General features: G+C 43.9%; 29 protein-coding genes and 2 pseudogenes. 10 read left to right on the top strand and 21 right to left on the bottom strand.

Annotation, left to right across the window (positions count from 1 at the left end):
- Positions 1 to 4: 4 nt before the first annotated feature.
- The 11 genes from PluTT01m_RS12310 to PluTT01m_RS12260 all read right to left on the bottom strand — a co-directional run bounded on the left by PluTT01m_RS12310 (position 5) and on the right by PluTT01m_RS12260 (position 11,613).
- Positions 5 to 1,081 (bottom strand): phage tail sheath family protein, encoded by a 1,077-nt coding sequence (locus PluTT01m_RS12310; protein ID WP_011146621.1) that lies wholly within the window; start codon positions 1,079 to 1,081, stop codon positions 5 to 7.
- 73 nt (positions 1,082 to 1,154) lie between these two features.
- Positions 1,155 to 1,604: a phage tail protein gene (locus PluTT01m_RS12305; protein ID WP_011146620.1), complete on the bottom strand. Its 450-nt coding sequence runs from the start codon at positions 1,602 to 1,604 to the stop codon at positions 1,155 to 1,157.
- A 528-nt stretch (positions 1,605 to 2,132) separates the two neighbouring features.
- Positions 2,133 to 4,076, bottom strand: a complete 1,944-nt coding sequence (locus PluTT01m_RS12300) for an exoribonuclease II (protein ID WP_011146619.1) — start codon at positions 4,074 to 4,076, stop codon at positions 2,133 to 2,135.
- A 139-nt stretch (positions 4,077 to 4,215) separates the two neighbouring features.
- A complete protein-coding gene (nth, locus tag PluTT01m_RS12295; RefSeq protein ID WP_011146618.1) occupies positions 4,216 to 4,854 on the bottom strand; it encodes an endonuclease III in 639 nt (212 codons plus the stop codon).
- A gap of 1 nt (position 4,855) precedes the next feature.
- Positions 4,856 to 5,554 carry an electron transport complex subunit E gene (locus PluTT01m_RS12290; RefSeq protein ID WP_011146617.1) on the bottom strand — a complete coding sequence of 233 codons (699 nt, stop codon included), beginning with the start codon at positions 5,552 to 5,554 and terminating at the stop codon, positions 4,856 to 4,858.
- A complete protein-coding gene (gene rsxG, locus PluTT01m_RS12285) occupies positions 5,551 to 6,180 on the bottom strand; it encodes an electron transport complex subunit RsxG (protein WP_011146616.1) in 630 nt (209 codons plus the stop codon). The genes PluTT01m_RS12290 and rsxG overlap by 4 nt, the downstream gene beginning before the upstream one ends.
- Before the next feature lie 9 nt (positions 6,181 to 6,189).
- Positions 6,190 to 7,269 carry an electron transport complex subunit RsxD gene (rsxD, locus tag PluTT01m_RS12280; protein ID WP_011146615.1) on the bottom strand — a complete coding sequence of 360 codons (1,080 nt, stop codon included), beginning with the start codon at positions 7,267 to 7,269 and terminating at the stop codon, positions 6,190 to 6,192.
- 12 nt (positions 7,270 to 7,281) lie between these two features.
- A complete protein-coding gene (gene rsxC / locus PluTT01m_RS12275; RefSeq protein WP_011146614.1) occupies positions 7,282 to 9,840 on the bottom strand; it encodes an electron transport complex subunit RsxC in 2,559 nt (852 codons plus the stop codon).
- A complete protein-coding gene (gene rsxB / locus PluTT01m_RS12270; protein WP_011146613.1) occupies positions 9,833 to 10,465 on the bottom strand; it encodes an electron transport complex subunit RsxB in 633 nt (210 codons plus the stop codon). The genes rsxC and rsxB overlap by 8 nt, the downstream gene beginning before the upstream one ends.
- The gene (gene rsxA / locus PluTT01m_RS12265) at positions 10,465 to 11,046 is read right to left on the bottom strand and encodes an electron transport complex subunit RsxA (RefSeq protein WP_011146612.1); all 582 of its coding nucleotides are present in this window, start codon (positions 11,044 to 11,046) and stop codon (positions 10,465 to 10,467) included. Before rsxA ends, rsxB begins: the two co-directional genes overlap by 1 nt.
- A gap of 126 nt (positions 11,047 to 11,172) precedes the next feature.
- The gene (locus PluTT01m_RS12260; protein ID WP_011146611.1) at positions 11,173 to 11,613 is read right to left on the bottom strand and encodes a DUF2569 domain-containing protein; all 441 of its coding nucleotides are present in this window, start codon (positions 11,611 to 11,613) and stop codon (positions 11,173 to 11,175) included.
- Positions 11,614 to 11,796: 183 nt separating this feature from the next.
- Here PluTT01m_RS12260 and PluTT01m_RS12255 point away from each other — a divergent pair, with 183 nt between their 5' ends.
- The 3 genes from PluTT01m_RS12255 to PluTT01m_RS12245 all read left to right on the top strand — a co-directional run bounded on the left by PluTT01m_RS12255 (position 11,797) and on the right by PluTT01m_RS12245 (position 14,731).
- The gene (locus tag PluTT01m_RS12255) at positions 11,797 to 12,834 is read left to right on the top strand and encodes an oxidoreductase (RefSeq protein WP_011146610.1); all 1,038 of its coding nucleotides are present in this window, start codon (positions 11,797 to 11,799) and stop codon (positions 12,832 to 12,834) included.
- 208 nt (positions 12,835 to 13,042) lie between these two features.
- Positions 13,043 to 14,014, top strand: a complete 972-nt coding sequence (locus PluTT01m_RS12250) for a bile acid:sodium symporter family protein (RefSeq protein WP_011146609.1) — start codon at positions 13,043 to 13,045, stop codon at positions 14,012 to 14,014.
- A gap of 435 nt (positions 14,015 to 14,449) precedes the next feature.
- Positions 14,450 to 14,731, top strand: a complete 282-nt coding sequence (locus tag PluTT01m_RS12245; protein WP_011146608.1) for a hypothetical protein — start codon at positions 14,450 to 14,452, stop codon at positions 14,729 to 14,731.
- A gap of 516 nt (positions 14,732 to 15,247) precedes the next feature.
- Here the strand turns inward: PluTT01m_RS12245 and PluTT01m_RS12240 are convergent.
- The 3 genes and pseudogenes from PluTT01m_RS12240 to PluTT01m_RS12230 form a co-directional block, all read right to left on the bottom strand.
- Positions 15,248 to 15,547 (bottom strand): type II toxin-antitoxin system RelE/ParE family toxin, encoded by a 300-nt coding sequence (locus tag PluTT01m_RS12240; RefSeq protein ID WP_011146607.1) that lies wholly within the window; start codon positions 15,545 to 15,547, stop codon positions 15,248 to 15,250.
- Positions 15,548 to 15,564: 17 nt separating this feature from the next.
- Complete coding sequence (locus PluTT01m_RS12235) at positions 15,565 to 16,029, bottom strand: antitoxin PaaA2 family protein (protein WP_011146606.1); 465 nt, start codon at positions 16,027 to 16,029, stop codon at positions 15,565 to 15,567.
- Between the two features lie 79 nt (positions 16,030 to 16,108).
- Positions 16,109 to 16,269: pseudogene (locus PluTT01m_RS12230) on the bottom strand (IS5/IS1182 family transposase); the annotation flags it as partial.
- A gap of 98 nt (positions 16,270 to 16,367) precedes the next feature.
- Here PluTT01m_RS12230 and PluTT01m_RS12225 point away from each other — a divergent pair.
- From PluTT01m_RS12225 to PluTT01m_RS27545, 6 genes are all read left to right on the top strand, one after another.
- A complete protein-coding gene (locus PluTT01m_RS12225; RefSeq protein WP_011146605.1) occupies positions 16,368 to 16,571 on the top strand; it encodes a type II toxin-antitoxin system VapB family antitoxin in 204 nt (67 codons plus the stop codon).
- On the top strand, positions 16,571 to 16,948 hold the full coding sequence (locus PluTT01m_RS12220; protein WP_011146604.1) for a type II toxin-antitoxin system VapC family toxin: 378 nt from the start codon (positions 16,571 to 16,573) through the stop codon (positions 16,946 to 16,948). The genes PluTT01m_RS12225 and PluTT01m_RS12220 overlap by 1 nt, the downstream gene beginning before the upstream one ends.
- Positions 16,949 to 17,351: 403 nt before the next feature.
- Complete coding sequence (locus PluTT01m_RS27905) at positions 17,352 to 17,480, top strand: hypothetical protein (protein ID WP_255562329.1); 129 nt, start codon at positions 17,352 to 17,354, stop codon at positions 17,478 to 17,480.
- A 94-nt stretch (positions 17,481 to 17,574) separates the two neighbouring features.
- Positions 17,575 to 17,832 carry a type II toxin-antitoxin system antitoxin PemI gene (pemI, locus tag PluTT01m_RS25935; RefSeq protein WP_011146602.1) on the top strand — a complete coding sequence of 86 codons (258 nt, stop codon included), beginning with the start codon at positions 17,575 to 17,577 and terminating at the stop codon, positions 17,830 to 17,832.
- Between the two features lies 1 nt (position 17,833).
- Entirely contained in the window at positions 17,834 to 18,166 is a 333-nt protein-coding gene (pemK-mt, locus tag PluTT01m_RS12215; RefSeq protein ID WP_041380084.1) for a type II toxin-antitoxin system toxin endoribonuclease PemK-mt, read from the top strand.
- 89 nt (positions 18,167 to 18,255) lie between these two features.
- Positions 18,256 to 18,483, top strand: a complete 228-nt coding sequence (locus PluTT01m_RS27545) for a S24/S26 family peptidase (protein ID WP_011146600.1) — start codon at positions 18,256 to 18,258, stop codon at positions 18,481 to 18,483.
- Here PluTT01m_RS27545 and PluTT01m_RS27540 read toward each other — a convergent pair.
- The 5 genes and pseudogenes from PluTT01m_RS27540 to manA all read right to left on the bottom strand — a co-directional run bounded on the left by PluTT01m_RS27540 (position 18,452) and on the right by manA (position 23,105).
- Complete coding sequence (locus PluTT01m_RS27540; RefSeq protein WP_041380083.1) at positions 18,452 to 18,676, bottom strand: hypothetical protein; 225 nt, start codon at positions 18,674 to 18,676, stop codon at positions 18,452 to 18,454. The genes PluTT01m_RS27545 and PluTT01m_RS27540 overlap by 32 nt on opposite strands.
- A 54-nt stretch (positions 18,677 to 18,730) precedes the next feature.
- Positions 18,731 to 18,997, bottom strand: a pseudogene (locus PluTT01m_RS27535) (plasmid pRiA4b ORF-3 family protein); the annotation flags it as partial.
- A 169-nt stretch (positions 18,998 to 19,166) separates the two neighbouring features.
- Positions 19,167 to 20,168 (bottom strand): adenosine deaminase, encoded by a 1,002-nt coding sequence (gene add / locus PluTT01m_RS12200; protein WP_011146598.1) that lies wholly within the window; start codon positions 20,166 to 20,168, stop codon positions 19,167 to 19,169.
- Between the two features lie 77 nt (positions 20,169 to 20,245).
- Complete coding sequence (locus PluTT01m_RS12195; protein WP_011146597.1) at positions 20,246 to 21,793, bottom strand: YdgA family protein; 1,548 nt, start codon at positions 21,791 to 21,793, stop codon at positions 20,246 to 20,248.
- 139 nt (positions 21,794 to 21,932) lie between these two features.
- The gene (gene manA, locus PluTT01m_RS12190; RefSeq protein WP_011146596.1) at positions 21,933 to 23,105 is read right to left on the bottom strand and encodes a mannose-6-phosphate isomerase; all 1,173 of its coding nucleotides are present in this window, start codon (positions 23,103 to 23,105) and stop codon (positions 21,933 to 21,935) included.
- A gap of 304 nt (positions 23,106 to 23,409) precedes the next feature.
- On the opposite strand from manA, the gene fumC reads away from it, so the two are divergent.
- Entirely contained in the window at positions 23,410 to 24,804 is a 1,395-nt protein-coding gene (fumC, locus tag PluTT01m_RS12185; RefSeq protein ID WP_011146595.1) for a class II fumarate hydratase, read from the top strand.
- Positions 24,805 to 24,871: 67 nt separating this feature from the next.
- Here fumC and res read toward each other — a convergent pair whose 3' ends face one another.
- Together res and xre are read right to left on the bottom strand one after the other, a co-directional pair.
- Positions 24,872 to 25,342 (bottom strand): type II toxin-antitoxin system NAD+ phosphorylase toxin Res, encoded by a 471-nt coding sequence (gene res, locus PluTT01m_RS12180; protein ID WP_011146594.1) that lies wholly within the window; start codon positions 25,340 to 25,342, stop codon positions 24,872 to 24,874.
- Complete coding sequence (gene xre, locus PluTT01m_RS12175; RefSeq protein ID WP_011146593.1) at positions 25,339 to 25,785, bottom strand: type II toxin-antitoxin system antitoxin Xre; 447 nt, start codon at positions 25,783 to 25,785, stop codon at positions 25,339 to 25,341. Before xre ends, res begins: the two co-directional genes overlap by 4 nt.
- Positions 25,786 to 25,818 lie beyond the last annotated feature (33 nt).

The following is a 25,818-nucleotide window of genomic DNA, read 5'->3' as shown; positions in this document are numbered from 1 at the left end:
CCCATTAAGATTGGGCAACATTTTGGGTAAATTGCAGAATAATAAATTCAGCAGGACGAACCGCGGCCATACCGACTTTGACAATCATTCTGCCCTGTTTGATATCGTCATCGGTCATGGTTATCCCTTTACCGATTTGAACAAAGTAAGCCTGTTCCGCTTTGTTACCGGCTAATCCCCCTTGTTGCCAGAGGGCATAAAGATAGTTATCGATCGCACGATGTACCGCTTTCCAAGTGGGTTGACTGTTAGGTTCGAATACCGCGAAACTCATGGCATTTTTAATATCTCGCTCTGCACTATTAAATAGGCGGCGAACCGGGATATAACGCCAGTTATCACTATCATCAAGTGTGCGAGCGCCCCAGACGGTGACACCGGTATTTGGAAATTCACGGATCATATTGATGGCTTTACCGGTGTTATAGGTACCTTGCAAATCATCAGTGACTTTAAATTTCGGTTTCACCCCGCTTTGTAATACAACATTTGCCGGTGCTTTCCAGACACCTCGGCTGTTATCGACACTGGAATAAATACCGGCCATCACGGCGCTAGGTGGAATATCAACGCTGGCTTTATTTTCTCCCCATTCAGCGGTCAGCCAAGGGTAATAAACGGCGGCAAAAGGGCTTAGCTCATAATCATTTTGGGATGAGCCATTAGAATTTAACTCTGTGGTTGGACCATCCAGAATGGCGAATAATCCTTTGCCCGATTGGCAAAGTGTACTTACCGCATTTTTGATATCTTCTCCGGCAGCAACCAGTAAGGTGACATCATCCAGTTTTGGAATTTGGTTTGCTAAGTCGTTGGTTTTGACAAGATAGCCATATCCACCGCCGTTAATAAAATAGGCACGCAGTGAAATATCAAGTTTGTCGTTAGAATTAAATTGCCCGCTTTTTAGTGTCAAATATTCCAACCAACTATTAATTCGGATAAAAGGATGTTTTGATAATAATGAATTGCTATTTGCAACCGCAAAAACAGGCACTGCCGTTACACTGGAACGAACGGAGAGTGATAGTGAGGCGTCCTCTTCAATATAAACGCCGGGATGGGTTGGTGTTATTGGCATATATTGCCTCCAATTATTGAGCGATATTTTGCATGAATGGTAGAATGATGAATTCAGCCGTTATTCTGGCGTTTTAGGCGGCCTGAATCATTACTCTATCCGCAGTGAGTTTTATCTCTTGAACTGCGATATCATTGCTGGTGGCATCAAAAGAAGGGGAGGTTAATGACGTTGGGAACGCATTTGCCACGCTCCAGCTCATTAAAATTTCGGTGCCGGCTTCATTGGTCAGGCTAATTGAAACATCTTTTTTCTCAACCTGATTAAGCTGAATGGAATTAAGCCAGTCAAAAAGTTTAGTATCCCCAGGGAATACCCCTTTACGCAGCGTAATATTGATCAACTGACGTTGGCCCGGCATTTTATAGTGATTACCGGTACCATCTTTATATTCTATTACATCATAAGTGATATCTAGCCCTGAAACGTTGTTGAAAGGGATTTGTTCATCACCAACGGAGACAACGAATCGATAAGTTGGTATTGGATAATCAACAGCAATTTGTTCTGTAGTTACGGACATAGTTTATTTCCTTAGGTTGGTAGGTCAGTGCGGTTATCGCTTTATTTCTCTTGGCATTTAGCGATAGACAATAGCTACCGCACTAACCTGTTTATATAGGAATGTTACTCGGTGAATTTAAGATCACATGATGATCACTTTGGATTATAGTTAACTCACGTTATTTTCAAACATCAATTATTAATATTTAAAATTATCAATCAATGAAATTATTTAAATATAAATCATTTCATAATCACATTGTTATATTTTTCTATGAAAGGATGAATAAATAGTGTGTTATAAATTTTGATATATAAATGATGATGCGTTTCAGAAAAGAGTTTTATTAACAGAAGGTTATGTATGCTTTTTTTATCGGATTTAATTTGTCAGATTATTGTATTTTAATAATGAGGTATGGGCAATTAGGTTATCAATCTGAATCAAATTCTTGGCGTTCAATCTATTGACAGGTTTCGTCCTTTTTAAAACAAACTACAGCGATTAAGCTGTAGTTTGACGCAGAAAAGGTTCGATTAAGGGAAATCAGGCCGTAGGGCGGGCGACAATATTACGCGTTTCCATTCTGACTTCATCAATACGAACATCAATAATATCGTTCAATTGGTAAGCGACTTCACCTTTGATAATCACAGTACCGGTCTCTTGGCTACATTGCAGTTCATCACGCACGGCATGCAGGAAGGGTGCTGGTATAAAGGCCACTGCACCGTTATCGGCCAGTCGGACACGTAAACCACCACGGGTGATATCAATGATTTCTGCGGTAAATCGTTGTTCGGTTCCTGCGTGTGGTTGCAGGAACCGGGCATATAGCCAATCCCCCACATCACGTTCGGCCATACGATTCAGTCTGCGACGTTCAGCCAGTTGTAAACAGGTTTCTTCTGAGGGCTGTTCTACATCGGTTTTTTGAATAATCGCTTTCAGTAAACGATGGTTAATCATGTCGCTGTATTTACGGATCGGTGATGTCCAGGTGGCGTAAGCATCAAAACCGAGACCAAAATGAGGACCGGGTTCAGGTTTAATTTCTGCGAAAGTCTGGAAACGACGAATGCGACTATCAAGGAATTGTGTTGGTTTTTTATCCAATTCACGGCGTAATTTACAAAAGCCATCCAGAGTCAATAATTCTTCTGTTTTGGCATCAATATCATTTTCTTGCAGTAATTCAACCACTTGTTCGATTTGCAGTGGCTCAAAACCCATATGGACATTGTAAATACCAAAGCCTAACTTATCGCGCAGGATTTTTGCGGCGCACAGGTTAGAAGTGATCATGGCTTCTTCAACAATACGGTTGGCTGTACGGCGTTGTTCTACCACGATATCCAGTACGTAACCATTCTCATCGAGGATGAAGCGATAATCAGGACGATCTTTGAAAATAAGCGCATTTTGGTGGCGCCATTGGTTACGGCGATCACTCATTTCCTTCAAAAGCGTGATTTGAGTCTTAATCGCTTCGGAAGCGGGTTCCCAAGTCCCGGTTTTTTCCAGCCAGTCAGAAACTTCGTCGTAAACCAATTTAGCTTTTGATTCAACCCAGGTAGAGAAAAACGCAATATCATCACCTAGTTGACCATCTTCCAGAATAGAAACCTGACAAACTAATGCCGGCCGGCGGGCGTTAGGACGCAGAGAGCATAAATTCTCTGACAGGTCGCGTGGCAACATGGGGATATTAAAACCCGGCAGGTAGTTAGTGAAAGCACGTTGATGGGCGATTTGATCCAGCTCGCTGCCAGCCGCAATATAAGCGGTTGGATCAGCAATGGCGATACTGAGTTTCAGGCTACCGTCATCTTGCTTAGCAATATGCAAAGCATCGTCCATATCTTCTGTGGTTGCACTGTCAATAGTGACAAAATCCAGCGACGTTAAGTCAATACGCTCAAGATCGCCATCGTTCATCTGGCAATCGGCAGTCATCGCGGGAGCATCACGTTCCAGATTATGGCGCGTGAGTGTTACCCACCAAGGGGCGTAGTGATTGTCGCTTTCAGTGATATAGCCGGTAATTTCTGCATGAAAACCCCGGCTGCCTTTCAATGGATGATGACGCATTTCAGCGACGGCCCAATCACCATGCTGAAATGGATGAGTGACCTGATTGGTCGGCCGGCAAGGGATAGCATCTTTTAGCAGTGGGTGATCAGGAGTGATCCATAAACGGTTGTCATTTTCTTTTTTCTGGATACGACCGACGAAGCGATTTAGAAATGGTTCAATCAATGTTTCTGGCTCGGCGATCTCTCTTTCTTTATCAGTATGAATAGCGGCAGTCACTCGATCGCCATGCATAACTTTTTTCATGTGTGGGGGAGGAATGAAATAACTTTTTTGCCCATCGACTTCTAAGAATCCGAATCCTTTTTCGGTACCTTTGACCAAACCTTCTACTCGAAGTGTTTGGGAATGAAGTTGCTGTTTTAGCTGTGCAAGCAGCGGGTTGTTTTGAAACATAATATCCGCGGAGAAAGTTGAGGGTTATTATCAGATAGTTTTTTGGAATAACAGTTTTACGCGAATTGATGGTGTCGAGCAAGCAACATCTGCAAAATAGCGTAAAACAGTACGGGAATTGCAATGAAAATTACAATAGTTACTCAGGGTAAATTTTTTCTTTAAATTCACATAGATCTTCAATAATACAGGAACCACAACGAGGTTTACGGGCTATGCAGGTATAACGACCGTGCAAAATAAGCCAATGATGACAATCAACTTTAAATTCGGCCGGGACAACTTGCAGTAATTTATTTTCGACTTCATTGACATTTTTACCGGGCGCGAATTGAGTACGATTACAAACACGAAAAATATGGGTATCGACTGCAATAGTCGGCCAGCCGAAAGCGGTATTTAACACCACATTGGCGGTCTTGCGGCCAACACCTGGCAATGCCTCCAATGCAGCACGATCTTCGGGAACTTCGCCAGCATGTTTTTCCAGTAATATCTGGCAGGTTTTAATGGTATTTTCCGCTTTGGTGTTATACAGACCGATAGTTTTTATATACTCTTTCAGCCCATCTACCCCCAGATTTAGAATTGCCTGAGGCGTATTTGCTACTGGATAGAGTTTCGCAGTGGCTTTATTAACACTGACATCTGTTGCTTGCGCTGAAAGCAGTACTGAAATAAGTAACTCAAATGGTGTTGTGAAAACTAATTCAGTGGTTGGCTTTGGGTTGTTATCCCGTAAACGCGTTAAAATTTCGATACGTTTCTGCTTGTTCATATCAAATAGAACTCTCCGATTCTGGTGACATTGTTATTGCACGGCTTTTTTCTTTTATTGCTCTCGTTTTCATTTTTTCATCAATAAGATATTTCACTGCCAGCATTAATCCCAAACCGATAAAAGCGCCGGGTGGTAAGATGGCTAATAGGAAAGGGGAATCCATATGAACGATTTCTATTCGTAATACCTTAGCCCAATTGCCCAGCAGTAAATCAGCGCCATCAAATAGGGTTCCATTGCCGAGAATTTCTCTAATAGCACCAAGAACAAACAGAGCAAAAGTGGCTCCTAATCCCATTGCTAAGCCATCAATCGCAGAGGGCATGATCGGATTTTTCGCGGCATAGGCTTCAGCACGGCCGATAACAATACAGTTAGTCACAATCAGTGGAATGAAAATCCCCAATGATTCATACAGACCAAAAGCGTAGGCGTTAATCAACATCTGGACAGTACTGACAACCGAAGCGATTATCATAACATAAATGGGAATACGGATCTCATTGGGTACCCAACGACGCAAGCTGGAAACCGCAATGTTGGTACAGACTAGAACCAGTGTCGTTGCCAGCCCTAAGCCGAGCGCATTGGTTGCAGTGGAAGAGACGGCTAACAGGGGGCACAATCCTAGCAGTTGTACTAAAGCGGAATTGTTTTTCCATAGCCCTTGGATAAATAAATTTTTGGTTTCACTCATGATTTTTCTCCACAGGATTCTAGAGAAGAGAGATGTTCAGGTATGGTCTGTAAATAAAGTGCAGTCCGTTTGACTGAGTTTACCACGGCGCGTGGGGTAATAGTGGCACCGGTAAATTGATCAAACTCACCGCCATCTTTTTTCACTGCCCAGTGCTGGTCATGATTTGATGTGATGGTTTTCCCTGAAAATACATTAATCCAGTTTGAAATCCGGGTTTCAATTTTATCCCCTAGCCCTGGGGTTTCATGATGTTCTGTAACCCGTACACCAAGCACTTTTCCTGAGAAATCTGCGCCAACCAGTAATTGGATAGCACCGGAATAACCATCCGGTGCAGTACTTTCTAGCGCTGCCGCCACGGGGTGACCATTTTTACGGGCCAGATAGAGACGATGAGGCAAGTTATTGCCCAGAGCATTCGCATTAACTAGATAACATTCGTTTTGTATATCATTGTCGTACAGGGCAGGCGGAATAACCTGATCAAGCAGCGACTTGTGCTGTAGGGCGGCTTGTTCTGCAATAGTACTTTTGGTGAGTGAATTCACGACAGCCGTTAGCCCGGTGGTAAGTGCCGCAAAAATGGCGAGTGTGATGCCGTGACGTCGCATGGTTTCTAACATAACGGCTCCTTATTTATGCCCGTAAACGCGGGGTTGGGTGTAATGGTCAATGAGTGGCACGGTGATATTCGCCAATAAGACCGCAAATGCTATGGCATCAGGGTAACCACCATAAACACGGATAACCCAGACTAACAGGCCAATCATGGCACCAAAAACCAAACGACCTTTGGGTGTTGTGGAAGCACTGACGGGATCGGTTGCAATAAAGAATGCGCCTAGCATGGTTGCACCGGAAAACAGTTGTAATAATGGCGGCGAATAACGGGATGGATCAATCAACCAGCTAGTGAGTGCACATAAACCTAATACCAGGATAAATGCCACAGGAATTTGCCAGGTTATCACTTTTCTGTTCAGTAGAATCAGCCCACCAACAAGATAAGCAATGTTGACCCATTGCCAGCCGATGCCAGCCAGAGATCCTTGTAATATAGGTTGGTGAAGAACGTCATCAATATGGTGAGTCAATAAACCGGTTTTGAAACTATCCAGCGGTGTAGCTTGGCTGATCCCATCGAAACCTTGTTGCAATTGCTGCAATGTTGTTCCATCGGGAGTCTGACCGGTGAAGATCACCATCAGACTGTCTAGCGGAGTGATTTGTGTTGCCAGTAAATCCATCGGCGGCAACCAGCCGGTCATTTGCACTGGGAATGATATTAGCAGTACGACATAACCGACCATTGCCGGATTGAATGGGTTTTGACCAAGGCCACCATATAAATGTTTGGCAATAATCACCGCAAAAGCAGTTCCCAATACAATCAGCCACCAAGGAGCCAGCGGTGGAAGGCTGATCCCTAAAAGTAAACCTGTCAGTAATGCAGAATTATCCTGCAAACGAGGCATAATTGCCTGTTTACGCAGAGATAGGGCAAATGATTCTGCAAGCAAGGCGGTAATCACTGCAAGCAGGAGCTGGAACAAGGTACCGTAACTAAAGAAGTAAGTTTGTACCGCAATACCGGGGATTGCTGCCAGCACAACCCACAGCATAATGCGGCTGGTACTTTGCTGATTGTGTGTAAAAGGCGAACTTGCGACTTTTAGTTTTTTATTGTCAGTCTGAACGGGTCTGAATTTCATTTATAACAATCACTATTCTATTGAAATTTTCTGTTGTTCCTGAGCGTCTTTTTTGGCCTTAACCCTAGCAATAGCGGCAGCGACAGCAGCTTTACGCGGATCGGTTTCTTCCGCTGGCGGTGTTTCTACCTGGGTTTCAGCTAATTGCTCTGTTTGGGCTTTTTTGGCTTTGACACGGGCAATAGCAGCTGCGACGGCAGCTTTACGTGGATCAGTTTCTTCCGCTGGCGGTGTTTCTGCCTGAGTTTCAGTTAATTGTTGAGTCTGAGCTTTCTTGGCTTTGACACGGGCAATGGCAGCCGCGACAGCAGCTTTACGCGGATCGGTTTCTTCCGCTGGCGGTGTTTCTGCCTGAGTTTCAGTTAATTGTTGAGTCTGAGCTTTCTTGGCTTTGACACGGGCAATGGCAGCCGCGACAGCAGCTTTACGCGGATCGGTTTCTTCCGCTGGCGGTGTTTCTGCCTGAGTTTCAGTTAATGGCTGTGTTTGGGCTTTTTTGGCTTTAACACGGGCAATGGCAGCCGCGACAGCAGCTTTACGTGGATCAGTTTCTTCCGCTGGCGGTGTTTCTGCCTGAGTTTCAGTTAATGGCTGTGTTTGGGCTTTTTTGGCTTTAACACGGGCAATAGCAGCCGCGACGGCAGCTTTACGTGGATCAGTTTCTTCCGCTGGCGGTGTTTCTGCCTGAGTTTCAGTTAATGGTTGAGTCTGCGCTTTTTTGGCTTTGACACGGGCAATAGCGGCAGCGACGGCATCTTTATGAAGATCTTGTTTTTCACTAGTAGTAGTTTCTGGTTCTCTCGCTTCCGGTGATGGTGTTTCTGACTGATTTTGAGCTGCTTTCTTCGCTTTAGCTCTGGCAATTGCTGCTGCTAATGCGGCTTTGCGTGGATCTTCTGCACTTGTTGGTTCAGATGGAGTAATACTCATATTTTCCACCGCCTGTTTTTCCGCCTGACGAGCGCGAAGCTGCTCTTTTCTTGCCTGACGAGCCGCTATTACTGCGGCATTATCAGGTAGTTGCCCCGGTTCTATAGCAACAACTTTACCCGCGTTAGCCTGTTTTTCCTTCACGCGGGAAAGCGCATCTTGCACAGCGCTCTTATCTTTATTATCAACTTGAACGGCCGATTTTTTGTGTCGTTCATCTCGGGCCAGTTTTTCTCGTTCCATACGGGCCTGCTTAGCTTCGAAACGAATTTTGGCTTCGGTTGAACGGCGGTTTTCCTGATCCAAGGCCCGAATTTCGGCTTTCTCTTGGCGATAATATTGCACCAGAGGAATATTGCTTGGGCAGACATAGGCACAGGCACCGCATTCAATACAGTCGAACAGATTGTGATCTCTGGCTTTTTCGTGCTCTTGCCCACGACTGAACCAATAGAGCTGCTGCGGCAATAAACGGGCAGGGCAGGCTTCCACACATAATCCACAACGGATACAAGCCTCTTCCGTTGTATTTGAATCCATTTCCTGATGGGATGGTGCCAGAATACAGTTACTGATCTTAACGATGGGCACGTTGAGGTCAGGCAGCGTGAATCCCATTAAGGGACCACCCATAATGACCATCTGTTCTGATTGTGGTGCAAAACCGGCTAACTGGAGAAGAAATTGTACCGGAGTACCAAGCCGCGCCCAAAAGTTACCCGGCGAGGTGACTGCTTCGCCGGTAATTGTGACGACGCGCTCAATTAAAGGTTCTCCATCAATAATGGCCCGTTTGATTGCAACCACTGTCCCCACGTTCTGCATCAGTACACCGATAGTAGAGGAACGGCCACCGGAGGGGACTTCTTTACCGGTCAGTATCTTAGTCAGTTGTTTGGCACCGCCGGAAGGATATTTGGTTGGGATAACTCGGACGATAATCGATTTATCGCCCTTTAGAACGGTTTTGAGTTTTTTTATGGCTGCTGGTTTATTATCTTCAATACCAATCAGGATCTGCTCCGGTTTAAGCAGATGTTCCAGAATACGAATGCCCTCAATAAGTTCGTTGGCATGCTCCTGCATCAGGCGGTCATCAGCGGTGATATAAGGTTCACATTCTGCGGCATTAATGATCAGTGTCTTAAGACCATGACGGCCGCTTTGTAGTTTGGCTGCGGTAGGAAAGCCAGCTCCACCTAAACCTGCGATACCGGCCTGATGGATTCGGTTAAGAATCGTATCTGCATCCAGTGATTGATAATCAGGTGTTTGAATGCGTTCACCCCATTGATCTTTCCCATCAGGGCGCAAACGAACGCATAACTCTTTCAACCCGGATGGGTGCGCGGTAATACATGGTTCAATGGCAATGATGGTTCCGGAAGTTGATGCATGAACCGGTACGGTACGACCCGTGCCAAATGTTAAGGGCTGGCCTTTAAGCACTTCATCACCCACTTTGACCAGCAACTCGCCTTCCGTCCCCAAATGTTGTTGCAATGGGATGATTAACTCTTCCGGTAGTGGCGTAATGCGTAAAGGGCTTTGGCTGGATTGCAGCTTCATTTCAGGTGGATGAATACCGCCGGCGAAATCCCAGATTTTATTTTTATTGAGCAAATTGAATAAATTAAACATGGTGTTCAGCCTCAATATTTTTGATCGGGATACTTTTAATGGAAATGGCGTGAGATGGCTGAACAGGAATATTTCTAACTGGAATGGTTTTTAAATCCCATTTCCAGTTGGAAGTGGTTGTTGCTACAGGGATCATCGTAATACAGTCGGTTGGACAAGGAGCAACGCACAGGTCACAACCAGTACATAAATCTTCAACAATGGTATGCATGGCGCGGGTAGCACCGACGATAGCGTCTACAGGACATGCTTGGATACATTTAGTGCAACCAATGCAATTCTCTTCATCAATAAAGGCGACTTTGCGTGCAGGGTTTTGTAGGTTTGCATCACCATCCAATGGTTGCGGATCGATACCGAGCAGCTCTGAAATTTTCAGCATGACTTGCTCACCACCCGGTGCACATTTGTTAATCATCTCGCCATTGTTCGCTACGGCTTCAGCATAAGGGCGACAGCCTGGGTAACCGCATTGTCCACACTGGCTTTGCGGCAGAATATCATCAATGTTTTCAACAATGGGGTCCTCTTCCACCTGAAACCGGCGGGCAGCAAACCCTAGGATTAACCCAAAAATTAACCCTAGTGCACTGAGTGCACCAATAGCAATCCATAACGATGTCATCAGAATTTCACCAAACCACTAAAGCCCATAAAAGCCAAGGACATTAAACCCGCAGTAATAAGACCAATAGATGACCCCTTGAAAGGGGCGGGTACATCAGCAACAGCCAGACGTTCGCGAATAGCGGCAAACAGTACCATAACGAGAGAGAAACCGGCGGCAGCACCGAAACCATAGATAGCGGATTGTAAAAAATCGTGTGATTGATTGATATTCAGCAGCGCCACACCCAGTACAGCACAGTTCGTCGTAATCAACGGCAAGAAAATACCTAATAACCGGTATAACGTCGGGCTGGTTTTGCGTACAACAAGCTCTGTGAATTGCACTACGACCGCAATGACAAGAATAAAGCTCAGAGTACGCAAATAGATTAAGTCCAGTGGTAATAGAATAAAAGTATTCACCAGCCATGAACATACAGAGGCTAGTGTCATAACAAATGTTGTCGCAAATCCCATCCCGATGGCAGTTTCCAGCTTTTTAGATACGCCCATGAAAGGGCATAAGCCGAGGAATTTCACCAAGACGAAATTGTTAACCAATACGGTTCCGACAAATAAAAGAAAATAGTCAGTCATTAGCTGTGCCTGAAAATGAGTTTGTTTACTTTTTATTAAATTGTTTACTTTTTATTAAATTATCAGTATGCCCTCGTTTTACCAGGGCAATCTATTGTTAATGATAACAACCAAAGAAAGTTGAGGTTATCGATCTTGTGTGAAAGTCATTTTGACTCGATGAGAGCGTTTAATGTAGGGGACAAAAATAGCGGCTGCCAATAGTGGCCATGCTAATGCACGCAAAGCCATTTGATCGGGAATAGGGGAGAAAGCGAAAGTTTTCAATGCAATTAATACGGTAACAATAAGCCAAATAATAAAAATGTGGGGAAATTTTTTTGATCGAATGAAAAGCAGTTTCAATACCCATAGGGTGAAACACCACATTACCGCAGTAATGGCGACAGAAAGAAACCACATTAAAGTAAAGTGATTATTCCCTGCGCTCAACATATTGTTTTGACTGAAAAATGTCATAATATATAGAGCGAGCATTACACTGGCACTGAGAAAGGTCATAATCAGATAAGCTGCCGGAGCCAGAACCCAACCATTAATTCGGTGATAATCATTGGTTTGATACATAAATCATTCCATTTGAAGCTATATGAAAAAAGAATAATAGGCGATTCGGATGGGTTAGGAAATAGATTGATTGAAAAATCTTCAAGGGTAGATTCAGAGATAATTTGCGAAATGGTCATCACCGATGATATTTTTTACGGATGCTGAATTGCTGCATATTATTAATGAGTTTGAGAGGCTGTTATGCGTGAGCTGTTAAAGGTTGGGTTGGTGGGGTATGGTTATGCGAGTAAAACGTTCCATGCACCATTAATTGCTGGCACTGCTGGTGTTAAATTGGCCGCTATTTCCAGTAGTGATGCTGAGAAAGTGAAATCAGATTGGCCAAATATCCCGGTGGTATCCCGCCCTGAGGATCTTTTTAATGATCCTGACATTGATTTAATCGTTATTCCGACACCTAATGATACGCATTATCCTCTGGCACAGAAGGCATTGGCAGCGGGTAAGCATGTGGTGGTGGATAAACCATTTACTATCACAGTTGAACAAGCTGAATCTTTAAAACAGCAGGCAGAGAAGGCGGATTTATTACTTTCTGTATTTCATAACCGGCGTTGGGATTCTGGTTTTCTAACGATAAAATCGTTAATTAAAGAGAATCGTCTAGGTAAATTAAAATATTTTGCATCTCATTTTGATCGTTATCGCCCGATTATCCGTCAAAGATGGCGTGAAGCGGCGGGGCAAGGAAGTGGTATTTGGTATGATTTAGGCCCTCACTTACTTGATCAGGCGATTCAACTGTTTGGTAAACCGCAATCTATTACCGCTGATTTGGGAATGATCCGTCCACAAGCGGAAGCGGTAGATTATTTCCATGTACTGCTAAATTATCCAGATATCAAAGTAGTTCTTCATGCAACAACACTGGCAGCGGCTGAATCTGCTGTTTATACCTTGCATGGTATGGCAGGTAGTTACGTAAAATATGGTCTTGATCCTCAGGAAGAGCGATTGAAAGCGGGGGAAAGGCCGCCACATGCTGATTGGGGATATGATATTCGTGATGGTATTGTGACGCTGTCACATGGAGAGGAATTAGTGACTAAACACGTGCCGACTCTGCCTGGTAATTATTCTGCTTATTATGCGGCTATCCGTGATGCAATTATGCTCGGTAAACCTAATCCAGTTACGGCAAATGAAGCCATTCAAATTATGAAATTAATTGAGGCTGGTATTCAGTCGGCAGAACAACAACGTACAGTGGCAATTTAAGCCTATACCCGTCATCTTTCAAGTTGCTTCTTTGTTGGCTGCACTCGCTCACCCCGGTCACATCGTTATCTATGCTCCCGGGGATTCACTTCCTTGCCGTCGCGATGCATCTTGAAATCCATAGGGTATATATTTTGTTGAGACTTTTTATTTACTACTTAGCCTGGCTTGCCGGGCCTATTATTTGAAATAGCAAGGAAAATGATCAATGACTTGGTGGCAAAAATTAAAAATAGATTCTTTTTTGATGATATTAGTGACGGTAGTTGTTATTGCGACATTCTTTCCTTGTGAGGGGGAAATTAAAGTCTGGTTTCAACGATTAACCACAGCGGCTATTGCGCTGTTATTCTTTATGCATGGTGCTAAATTATCTCGTCAAGCCATTATTGCCGGCATGGCACATTGGCGGCTTCATCTGGTGGTCTTTCTCAGTACCTTTGTTTTATTCCCGATTATTGGATTAGGGTTGAATTTGCTCGTACCGGAAATCATGACATCAACAGTTTATTGGGGATTTCTCTATCTTTGTGCATTACCGGCAACGGTTCAGTCAGCTATTGCTTTTACCTCAGTTGCTGGTGGCAATGTTGCCGCTGCTATTTGCAGTGCTTCGGCGTCCAGTATTCTGGGCGTATTTTTATCGCCAATATTAGTCGGGTTGATGATCCATACACAAGGTGAAGGCAGCGCTGATACTCTGGAAGCCATAAAAGCCATAATTCTGCAATTGATGGTTCCCTTTATTATCGGACATCTATCGCGGCCATTGATTGCCCGTTGGGTAGAGAAACATAAAAAACTGCTTAATATGACTGACCGGTCATCGATTCTTTTGGTGGTTTATGTGGCTTTTAGTGAGGCGGTGGTAGAAGGTATTTGGCATAAGATTGATGGTTATTCACTCCTGACGATTGGGGTGGTTTGCTGTGTTTTATTGGCGGTTGTGTTGGTTATTAATACTTATATTGCTCGTTGGTTGGGTTTTAATAAAGAAGACGAAATTACGATTGTTTTTTGTGGTTCGAAGAAGAGTCTGGCTAATGGTGTGCCAATGGCAAATGTTTTATTCCCTGCGGCGACGGTTGGCGTAATGTTGTTGCCGTTGATGATTTTTCATCAAATTCAGTTGATGGTGTGTGCAGTATTGGCGCAACGTTATGCCAAAAGGTTAAAATAGAAATAGGTATAAATCTATGATAGGGAATTGTTGTAAATATATGTTTATACCCGTCATCTTTCAAGTTGCTTCTTTGTTGGCTGCACTCACTCACCCCGATCACATAGTTATCTATGCTCCCGGGGATTCGCTCCCTTGCCGCCGCGATGCATCTTGAAATCCATAGGGTATATATATTAATGATATTTACAACAATGTAATATTTGACTACGAAATTTAAATCGTAAACTTCTATTTGAATTTTATATTTCCCCAATGAATACAATTTTATATTTTAAATAGTTTTCTTTAGAAGTCTAAATCTTTGATTAAGATCACTAAAATAGTCGTTATGATGGATTTTTTAAATCTATACTTAATTTGTTGTGGTATATATTGGAACATTGTTAAATTAGACCTAGATAAATCTACGTTAATATTACTCAAGGTGATGATATGATTATTGTTAAAAATTCTTCAAATAAGGTGACTAAAGTTTCAATTAATAAGTGGGGGAAAGATGGTAATACAGGTTATTGGGATATTAATCCGGGAGATACAGCGAGTTGGAATCGCACTGATGGTCGTGGTTTTGTAATGTCAATAATACGTGAGAATGAGGACCAAAAGTCATATTTTGTCTTAGCAAATAGCAACATTGTTATTTATGATAAAGATGCTACTGGTTACGGTAAAAATGTTCAGGATAATGGTCGTTGGATATATCCTTTAAATTGAATCATGAGAAAAAACTTATCATTTTTATTGTCATCCTAAAATCATCTCCTAGGGAGGTGGTCTTTTACATTCAGCTTAGTATTCAATTTAACTGGATATTATATTCCAAATATATAACCACAATCAGGAATAGAATCTTCACGCGAAACATTGGGTATGAGTTGTGCTAGTAAGTTGTAAGCAAATCATTAGCCTAACTAAAATTGATTGTGACTAATGGGATTGTACTTTTAAAGTTCCGTACTGGATTTGCGCTATACGTATAGTCAAACGATTTTTATTATCAAAGTTAGCAAGAACACGACCTAAAGAGACATTTTATAACACTCTAGAGCTATTACGTTTTGCTAAACAGTTCGATAATCGTTTAGATAACTTCTTTGACATTCATCCAGAGTTTGTATCTAAGATCGTTATTGTGAGCGATAGTCGTTCATGTATTGATAAAATTAAAAAACATCTAATGTAACGTGAATAAAACTAGTTTTATAACTCTCTCTCACCATGTCACGGCGTTTACTGCGCCGCGTGTTTCACTCGCAAAATTTCGACGGTGCGCGCCTCGTCCAGCACGCGATAAAAAATAATGTAGTTCCGATGCGCGACCAGCTCGCGCACATAATCCGGCAGGCCGGGCCGCCCGGTGCGGCCAAGCTCCGGGTGCTGCGCAAGCGGCAAGGTCTTGTCGCGTAGCTCCTGACCGAAGCTGCCCGCCCTGGTCGGGTTGTCTTTGCCTATGTATCGAACAATGGCGCGCAAATCCTCGCGGGCCTTCGGTCGCCACTCGATGCGGTAAGGGGTCTTTGCCTTCGCCATAAATCAGCCAGCCGCGCTCAAGCGCGCTTCCTTTTGGCGGGCTTGTGTTCGGCGGCCAAGGCGGCAATATCGGCGTCCATCTCGGCCATAACCTCATCGTGTGAAAGATTCGGGCGCGGGTCGTCGATAGCATCCTGAATCTCGGCGGCCAGCCACTCCGAGTAGGCGGCGGCTTGGTGGGCCTTGCGCATTGCCTCGGCCCGGCCACGATTGCCGGCGGTTTCTTCTTTCTCGTCCGGGTTCCACTCACTGGCGTCGAACTGGCCGATGGTGATGCCTACGCCGCGCAACACGTTCAGGGCGGCAATGGGGTTGCCGAAACGGCGCGGCTCTTGGCTGCGGGCCTTCGCCAGCACAGCGGCGGCACCGCTGCGGGTTGCGATCTGCACAAGGAAGGTTCCGCCTTGCCCTTTCAGGGTCACACCTTCCACGCCGCCGGCATCGCTTGCGGCGCGTAGCTGCTCAATGGTCATGCTTTGCATGATTAACTCCTTATAGGGTGATGAAAGTAACAGGGTTGATTGTGCATATTTTCTAGGAAACGCGCAAGCACCTAGACAAATCGGTGGTACTGACCTTCGTCTTTCTCGGCCGTTCTTTAAGAGCTGGCTTCAGGCTTTTTTTCCGACTGCTGCCCGGTCTTCATTGACGGCTTTATGCAGTGCGTCAAAATAGGTGCCGGGGGGCACAGCACGTTGTTCACTCTTTGATTTGTGCGGATTGCAAGGTTGTCCCATGCCATTATTCTTTTCTTACAAACTGTTTTGATTCTATTTTTGATGTATATTATCATCAATATGTGAATCAAGGAGGTTATATTATGCGAACTACTGTCACGATTGATGATGCGTTGTATGCACAGGCACTAGAAATGGCCGATCCTGGCATGGATAAGGCTGATATTTTCCGTGAAGCGGTGAAAACGTTTGTTCGGGTGCAGGCAGCAAAAAGACTGGCTTCGCTCGGCAGCACATCACCTGATATGCAGATAGTTCCCCGTCGCCGGGAGGAGCCATCCGCATAATGACTATTTTAGTAGATACGTCCGTCTGGATTGACCATTTCAAAAACAGGAATGACGGATTGATCCAGTTGTTAAGCCGGGATCTGGTTCTGATTCATCCGATGATACTGGCTGAAATAGCCTGTGGTACTCCTCTGGCACCAAGACTGCGAACGCTTGGAGATCTGGGGCTGTTACCACAGAGTCATCAGGCCACTATCATCGAGGTAATGGCATTCATTGAAAACGAAAAGTTGTACGGCCTCGGATGTGGTCTGGTTGATATTACATTGCTGGCATCAACCTTGATAACACCAGGGGCAAGGCTTTGGACGCTGGATAAACGACTTGAGAAGTTGGCTAAACGTCTTAATGCGAGTTATCAGCCGATTCATTGACAGAATTTAAACCGCTCTGGAAACCACCAGAAAACCGGCCGGTTTTCTGGTGGTTTTCTCATTCTCAGGAAGGGTGGGCGGGCAAATCAGTAATGTGGTTTGATTCTCAGATAAAGTGATTTGGAACGGCTTTTCATTCTCACGCAATGTGGTTCAGAAAAGGGCATTTATTGCGCATCGGGGCAATCATCATTGCGCGTCACTACAGCTAGGAGCTGGGAAATACCGCGCATTGCGCACTGTAGATGTCAGTTTGTACAAAAAATAGTCTTCGTGGGATATTTTGTGTGCCGTGCAAAGGCTCGGCCTTTGAGACCATAGATTTTTATGCTCTACAAAGGAAATCGCTGATAAGATTTCTTCAAAGGCTTAGACCATCTGATTATGCTTCAAATGATGGGAAATGATGAAATCACACAGCTATGTTCGTCAGTCATGGCGCTGTTCTGGTGTTCCTGCTGTGTATTTTCCTAGTCTACTGGCGCGGGGTAGCACTGCTGCCAGCAGTGGGCCTGCTACGCTTCTGGGATAAAAAGTTATATATTTATTTAACTTTTTAGTGTTGCCGCCTGGTTTATTTCCCTGTTGGATGTTATATTTATATATAACTTTTATGGAGGTGAAATATGCATACCACTCGTCTGAAGAGAGTCGGCGGTTCCGTTATGCTGACCGTTCCGCCGGCGCTGCTGAACGCACTGTCTCTGGGATCAGATAATGAAGTCGGCATGGTCATTGATAATGGTCGGCTGATAGTGGAGCCGCACAAGCGCCCACAATATTCGCTTGCTGAACTGCTGGCACAGTGCGATCCGGATGCCGAAATCAGTGCAGAAGATCGTGAATGGCTGGACGCGCCAGCTGCAGGCCGGGAGGCAATCTGATATGGAGAGAGGGGAAATCTGGCTTGTCTCACTCGACCCTACCGCAGGCCATGAGCAGCAGGGAACGCTGCCGGTGCTGATTGTCACGCCAGCGGCCTTTAACCGCGTGACCCGCCTGCCTGTAGTGGTACCCGTTACCAGCGGTGGTAATTTTGTCCGTACCGCTGGTTTTGCAGTATCGCTGGACGGTGCCGGTACACGTACAACCGGCGTTGTGCGCTGCGATCAGCCGCGCACAATTGACATGGGCGCACGGGGCGGAAAGCGGCTTGAGCGTGTGCCTGCAAAAATCATGGATGACGTTCTGGCCCGACTGACCGTAATTCTTAGTTGAATCAATAACGTGAATATGTTGCCGGCATTGCCTGTTCCTGAATAGCTGCAATATACTGTATGTATAAACAATGTTAGGAGGCTAATTTTATGGCGCTGGCGTTAGTTTATCCCCTGCCTTCTGATGAAGGCGACTCATTACCTTTCTTTGCCGAGTCCGTTGCGGCCGGTTTCCCAAGCCCGGCAGCCGGCTATGAAGCTAATGAACTCAACCAGCCTGCGGAAATCAGTAAATTGCCTCAAATAGACGCGTTAAGAGCAAAAGGTATACCTTTATGGATACCGATCATCCTATCGGCCACAGCCCGATCACAATAGGTTCCAGTTCCGGTGAATCAAGGTTGAGCCGACTTAATTGGCTATTAACCTTGGGCCGGTTGAATCTGACGGCATCAAGCGCCTCAACCAATGGACGGATCTCTCCGACCGTGGTCGTATCATCAGCATGAATAATCGCGTCAAGCAATGCCAGTGTCTTATCAGTTTCATCGGCTAACGTCGCGCCGGGCATTCTGTTTCCGGCCAGACAAAAAGGAGACTTCAGGTGAGAATTTTCGAGAATCGTTTCAATACGGATATCGTGAAGCCAGTGCTCGAAAAAGTTGTACTCGTAGGTAAAACGGTCACCGGCATCAAATTCAAAGTCACCCAGCGTAATTTTGTAGGGGTTATCAGGAAATCCGATCCCGCCGGAGTAGGAAATGCCGTAATTTTTGCCCTAAATACGGAATTGATGCAGATGATCATCCTGCCATCCCTGCACGATCTGAATGATATAGTGCAAAGCCGCTAAAGAAGTCTCGCCTGACAATCTGAATCGGTACCAGACCATTGGGCTGATACCTCGGAGGGCTACTTTCACAATATAAGATTTCATGGGGAGGTGTCTGATAGAATGATGTTCCTTTGCTCATTCTATCGTTGATTTAACACCGTGCACCACAGATTTTTATGGTCTCGATAATCAGGAATGGGAGATTCCATTCCTGAGCTATTTATGTTTAACGATTTGCTGCTTTCATGCGTAATGCCTGTTTTTCTGTATCACTGATAAAAGCAGTTTCCAGCCCATTTATCTGAGCCTGACGAATTTGAGCAATAGATAAACCCGCGGCAGGGGCGGCAATTTCATATTCATGGCGGATGTCGATGCCTTCAACGGCTGGATCATCGGTATTAATGGAAGCAAGAATATCTTTTTCCAGGAATTGTTTGAGTGGATGGTCCAATAAAGAATTGACGGTGCTGGTTTGAAGGTTTGAGGTTAAACAGGTTTCAATACCAATACGGTTTTCAACCAAATAATCCATCAATACGGGATCAGTAATGGCTTTTACCCCATGACCAATACGCGTGGCTCCTAATTCCCTAATGGCTTGCCAAATACTTTCAGCGCCAGCGGCTTCGCCGGCATGGATAGTTATATGCCATCCAGCATCACGGGCTTTGGTAAAATGAGATTGGAAAAGATGGCCGGGAAAACCTAACTCGTCACCCGCGAGATCCAATGCAGTAATATGTTGCTGGTGAGCTAGCAGGCTAGTTAATTCCTGAGTACAGGCTTGTTCACCAAAAGTTCTGCTTAAAATTCCAATAAGACGGATGTCGATATCGTTATTTTGACGGGCAGAACGGATACCATCAATAATTGCCTCAACGACCCCTTCAACCGGCAATTTGTGGTTCATCGCCATGTAATAAGGGGAAAAACGTAATTCAGCATAGTCGAGCCCAGTATTGATGGCATCTTCAACATTTTCAATAGCAATACGACGACAAGCGTCCAAATCAGCTAGTACTGCCACTCCCCAATCAAGTTTTTGTAAAAAACTGACTAAGCTCGGTTCATTTTCAATAATTTGTACGTGGGGGAGTAGTGATTCCAGATCATTTGCTGGAAGCTGAATATTATGCTGGTTGGCAAGATCTAAGATAGTCTCCGGCCGGATATTTCCATCGAGATGGCGGTGTAAATCTGTCAGTGGGAGTTTTATGTCAATCACGTTCAGGTCCTTTTTTATATAAAAATGCCAGTCACATGCGTTGACTGGCAATTTAACAAAACGTTTATCGGCGCGTTTTATTGCGCAGGTTGCACAGTACCTTCTGCTTTCACTTTTCCACTGTCGTGGGTGTCGCCTTCTGGCACTATTTGTTCTGGTGCTTCATCATCAGAAGGGTCGGATAAATTGTATTCAGACATGAATTGATGTAAGGGCATTTTCTTACCATTCATTTCTACATTACCGTCTGCATAGTTAAACTTAATGCTGATAGCATCTTTATCAACCGTGGCAATTTTAAACAGTTGTCCTAGTTGTTCAAACTGTTTTATCTGTTGCTCAGCATTATGTTCAGCCTTTGCTTTATCCATGCCATTCATTATCATTGACTGAGTGGAAAACTCAATCATCATAGGTCTTGGTAATGTGACATTCAGAGACATGTTCTGAATTAAGGTGCGAATAGCTTCCTCTGTTTTCATTGAAGACAAGCTACTTTTATCTTTTGGTAAGTCCTTCAAACTCACTTGGTAATTAATGGTACTTTCACCTTTGGTATTCTTCCAGGTCAATGGATCAATACCAAATTGTGGATTGTTTTTCAGCAAAATAGGCAGGTTAGACAATACCGCATCAATAATAGCTGTATCTGCTGCATCGGAAGAGATATCATCAGAAGAGAGTGATTTGGCTGTGGCATCATTGTAAGCTTGAGTAAACTTACGCATGGCTTCACCATCCAGACGATCGGCAGTAATTGCAAACTGACCAGAACCAAAATCAATATTTTTCAGTTTAAGGCCATCCAAACTATAAGTGATTTTTCCTTTCAGATTAGTTTCATCTTCACCGATATTTGAATCTATTTTAACGCCGGAAAGCATCATATCTTCATTGCCGATGCCTTTTAGGCTGATTTGCTGAATTTTGATGCTTTGATCGCCAATATAGATATCAAATTTGCCTTTTTTATTGTCTAGGTTTAAATCAATACCTTTGACAAGGAAATTTTCGTCATTTTTATTGATGGTTAACTGGTCGCTCTTGATTGCCAGTGATATCTTTTTCAGATCACGGCTGAGATCGGAAGTCAGTTTGGCACCGGAAAAATTGAATTTAGCACCATTTTTTTCAAAATCGACAGGAATGATATCAACATCAGAAATAACAGAACCACTATAACTGACACGGGAATCAGAAGTGAACAGCGATTTTCCTTTAGTGATTTCAAACAGGGGTTTTAAAGATTCATTATTTTCCAGTTCGGAATGAACGGAAGCCATACTCGGAATTAAGGTTAATTTTTTCACTTGTGCAAGTGGGAAAGGGCCGTGATCAATCACAGATTTAATTGAAATTTCTTCACCGGGTTTGATTTCTGCGTTTTTAACGCCGTCTTTAACTGTCAGAACAAGACGGACATCAGAACTGAACACGCCACGGCGGAAATCTTTACTCTGTAGCATCAGACCTGTTTCAGGGAAGGCTTTTTTCATCTCAGCATTGGCGTGGGAAATAGATTGATCTATACGTTGTTCAATCTGTTTACCTGTATACCATGAAGCTCCAGTCCAGGCTGCTCCCAAGGCAACAATAATGCCTACTGCCACTAACGATTTTTTCATAATGCAAATCCGTCCTTTTAATGCATATTTTGCAGGTAATATGCATTCTCTCGATATAAAAATGGCCGTTAACACAGCTTGGAGTGTAAGTAGTGCTTAACAGCGCCTGTGAATAAGTTTTAGGCCCAGGTTGGTATTATTAATTAAAAACCCGGGCGGTAAAACCATCACCGTGAATTATCACAGCCTTTTCGGCAGCAGATATGAATACTGACTCACCTGGGAAAATTCTCAATTGGTGTTCGCCAGATTGTATAACTGTTTGACCTTCAACACAAAAAACAATCGATGCTGAATTGTTATCAAGCGTAATTGACTGTTCCGATAGAGAATAAATAGAAAATGCAAAATCATCCACTGGAATAGGGAAATTTTTAGCGATTTTTTCCTGCCTTGGTAGCATAAATAAGGTGTTTGTTGGTTTTGAAACAAAGTCAAGGTTTGCCATTAGCTCAGGAATATCAATATATTTGTTGGTTAAGCCCGCTCGTAGGACATTATCTGAATTTGCCATCACTTCAAGAGCAACGCCTTCCAGATAAGCATGAGGCGTACGGGCGCATAGAAACATGGCTTGACCGGGTTCAAGTTCGATGACATTAAGTAAAAGTGGAATAAATAGACCATTGTCGTCAGGGTAAAATGCCGTCATTTTTTTGATGGAATCCCAAGGTTCTCCGAGCCGACTATTCAATGCTGATTTCAATACGCCAAGAGCTAGCTGCTTTTGTTTACCACTCATATTCAGTAATTGGGAAAATAAGCAGGCAAGATTCTGTTCATTTGGTGTCTGAATAAAGAACGGAATTTTGGGATGGGCCGCAGTAATAAATTTCAGTAATTGTGCGATTTCGTTTAATGGACGGAACCCATTCATTGCCCGGAAAGGGGTAAGGGCATAAACCAATTCGGGCTTATGGTTATCATCTTTGTAATTTCTTTCCGGGGAATCCAACGGAATACCGGCGATATTCTCTTTGGCAAACCCCTCTTCTGCGGATTTTTTATCAGGATGAACCTGAATTGAGAGAGGTTGAGCCGCACACAATACCTTAAATAGGAAAGGCAAACGGTGAAAGCTATCTGAAACTTTTTTCCCCAGATATTTTTCCGGATCACTGGCTATTAATTCATTTAAGGCAATGGGTTTTCCCGTTTCTGGGTTGGCTACAAGTGAACTGCTTTTAGGATGGGTGCCCATCCATAATTCAGCCATTGGCAGATTATCTGGATTTTCAACACCATAAATATCCATCAGGGCGGTTTTGCTTCCCCATGAATAGTGCTGGATCTGATTTATCATCTTCAACATGGCCGTTACTCTCTTTTTAAAAAAATCAATCTATTTCCTTTCTACCACAATACGATAAATACGACTTGGTTGGCATAATCAGGAACTAATATGTGGCATGATAACAGAATGCTAATCAGTTTATCTGCAAAGACTGATTATACCCTATGGATTTTAAGATGCTTCGCGACGGCAAGGGAGCGAATCCCCGGGAGCATAGGTAACTATGTGACGGGGGTGAGCGAGTGCAGCCAACAAAGAGGCAACTTGAAAGATGACGGGTATATGCATATTCGATTATTCTGTGTGTTAAGGAGAGATAGTAATGGCAGCCACTCGCATTGAAAAAGACTCAATGGGGCCCATCGAAGTACCTGCTGACCAATTGTGGGGAGCGCAAACTCAACGTTCACTTGAGCATTTTCGCATTTCGCAGGAGAAAATGCCGGTTGCATTAATTCATGCTCTGGCATTGACTAAACAGGCTGCGGCCAGTGTCAATATGGATTTGGGTCTTCTGCCGCAAGAACGTGGTGAAGCAATTATTGCTGCTGCGAAAGAGGTGCTGGAAGGTAAACATCCGACAGAATTTCCTCTTGCTATCTGGCAGACCGGTTCAGGAACACAAAGTAACATGAACATGAACGAAGTGTTGGCGAACCGTGGTAGCGAGATCCTTGGCGGGGTGAGGGGGAGTGAACGCCTTATCCATCCTAACGATGATGTCAATAAAAGTCAGAGTTCTAACGATGTTTTCCCAACAGCAATGCATGTTGCTGCGGTTATTGCGCTGAGTGAGCATCTTATTCCTGAGCTGAAAATATTACAAAAAACATTGGCTGATAAAGCTGAAGCTTATAAGGATATCGTTAAAATTGGCCGTACACACTTGCAAGATGCGACGCCATTGACCCTTGGTCAGGAAATTTCTGGCTGGGCGGCAATGTTAACGCATAACCTGAAACACATTGAAGACAGTATTCCCCATGTTTGTGAATTGGCACTAGGGGGAACTGCGGTTGGCACCGGTTTAAATACTCATCCTGAATATGCTGTTCGTGTTGCTAAGAAATTGGCTGAACTGACCAACCATTCGTTTGTTACTGCCCCAAATAAATTTGAAGCCCTGGCGACTTGTGATGCTCTGGTTCATTCTCATGGGGCATTAAAAGGTCTGGCTGCATCCATAATGAAAATTGCAAACGATGTTCGTTGGTTGGCTTCCGGCCCTCGCTGTGGTATCGGTGAAATTTCAATTCCTGAAAATGAACCGGGTAGCTCAATCATGCCAGGTAAAGTTAACCCAACTCAGTGTGAAGCAGTGACGATGCTTTGTGCACAGGTGATGGGCAATGATGTTGCTATTAATATTGGTGGGGCATCAGGCAACTTTGAGCTAAATGTGTTTCGCCCAATGGTGATTAATAACTTCCTGCAATCTGTTCGCTTGTTGGCTGATGGTATGCGTAGCTTCAATGAACATTGTGCAGTCGGTATCGAACCCAACCGTGATCGCATTACTCAGTTGCTGAATGAATCTCTGATGTTAGTAACGGCGCTGAATACACATATTGGTTATGACAAAGCTGCAGAAATTGCTAAGAAAGCCCATAAAGAAGGGCTGACATTAAAACAATCGGCGATGAAACTGGGTTATCTGACAGAAGCTGAGTTTGATGAGTGGGTTCGTCCAGAAGATATGGTTGGCAGCTTGAAGTAGTTGTTGCTTAGCCATGAAAAATTGACCGGAGACGAGTGCTCCGGTTTTTTGTTTCACGATCTTTAAATTATTTTTTTGCCTTTACTAAACGGGAATCAATGCCAAAATCCAAGCGTTTAACCGTGTTTATATATTTATGAAAATCTTTCGCCATAGGATTCAAAATGACGTTATTTTCGTAGGGGACAATGGCAGAGGGAACTACCAGGCCAATAGAATGACTAACCTCGAACCATTCACTGCCTATTTCCATTGTGCAAGTAGAAGGTACGGGAGCATTCCAATCAGAAGGTAATGTATCAATGTCTAAAATATCAATTTGGTTTTCAGGGATGTCGATACTTAACAAAGCAAAATCAGTGAGAAGTTCATCATCTCCGACATGAACAAGTACTTCTAGCACAGCAAGAGAAACTGAAGTGGCTACATAAACTGCGGGTCTTCCTATATTGTGCCAACGGCCACCATATAACTTTGCTCCTGTACCACTCCATGCTGATTCGACATATTTTGAACGGGTAAGTCGGTATAAGATCACGATACAATTCCGTGTTCAATCCTGCCGATGAGATTCATGACATCTAGCGCTCCACTTTCTGTATCGAGCATTGATTCAGGCGTTACGTATCCTAAACCCCGGATAGGTCGCTTCATCCATTGAGCTGCTTTATCTTTGTCACCATTAAATAAATCTACAGCATGGTCCATGACACGTACAAACCGAGCAATGCGCTGACTTTCATCAGCAGTAAATTTACCTTTACCTGAACAGCGTCTTGAATAACTGCGTATTTGGATACCTGCAATCCGCAAAATATCCCCTTTACCGAACGTTGACCAGTTTTGTATTTTATCAACTATAGTGACTGGTAACCCTTCATTTAATATTGCATTCAAATGTGGCCCACTGCTTGATGGGAAACCAACTGTTCGCCAAAGTGGGTTACTCTGGACTTTGTGGCTTGGTGTAAAAACTCGCATAAGCACCTCTTTTATCATTTGTCACTATTATAA

Origin of the sequence: Photorhabdus laumondii subsp. laumondii (genome assembly GCF_003343245.1) — a bacterium.
GTDB classification, from domain to species: domain Bacteria; phylum Pseudomonadota; class Gammaproteobacteria; order Enterobacterales; family Enterobacteriaceae; genus Photorhabdus; species Photorhabdus laumondii.
This window is presented reverse-complemented; position numbering and strand designations above follow the sequence as displayed.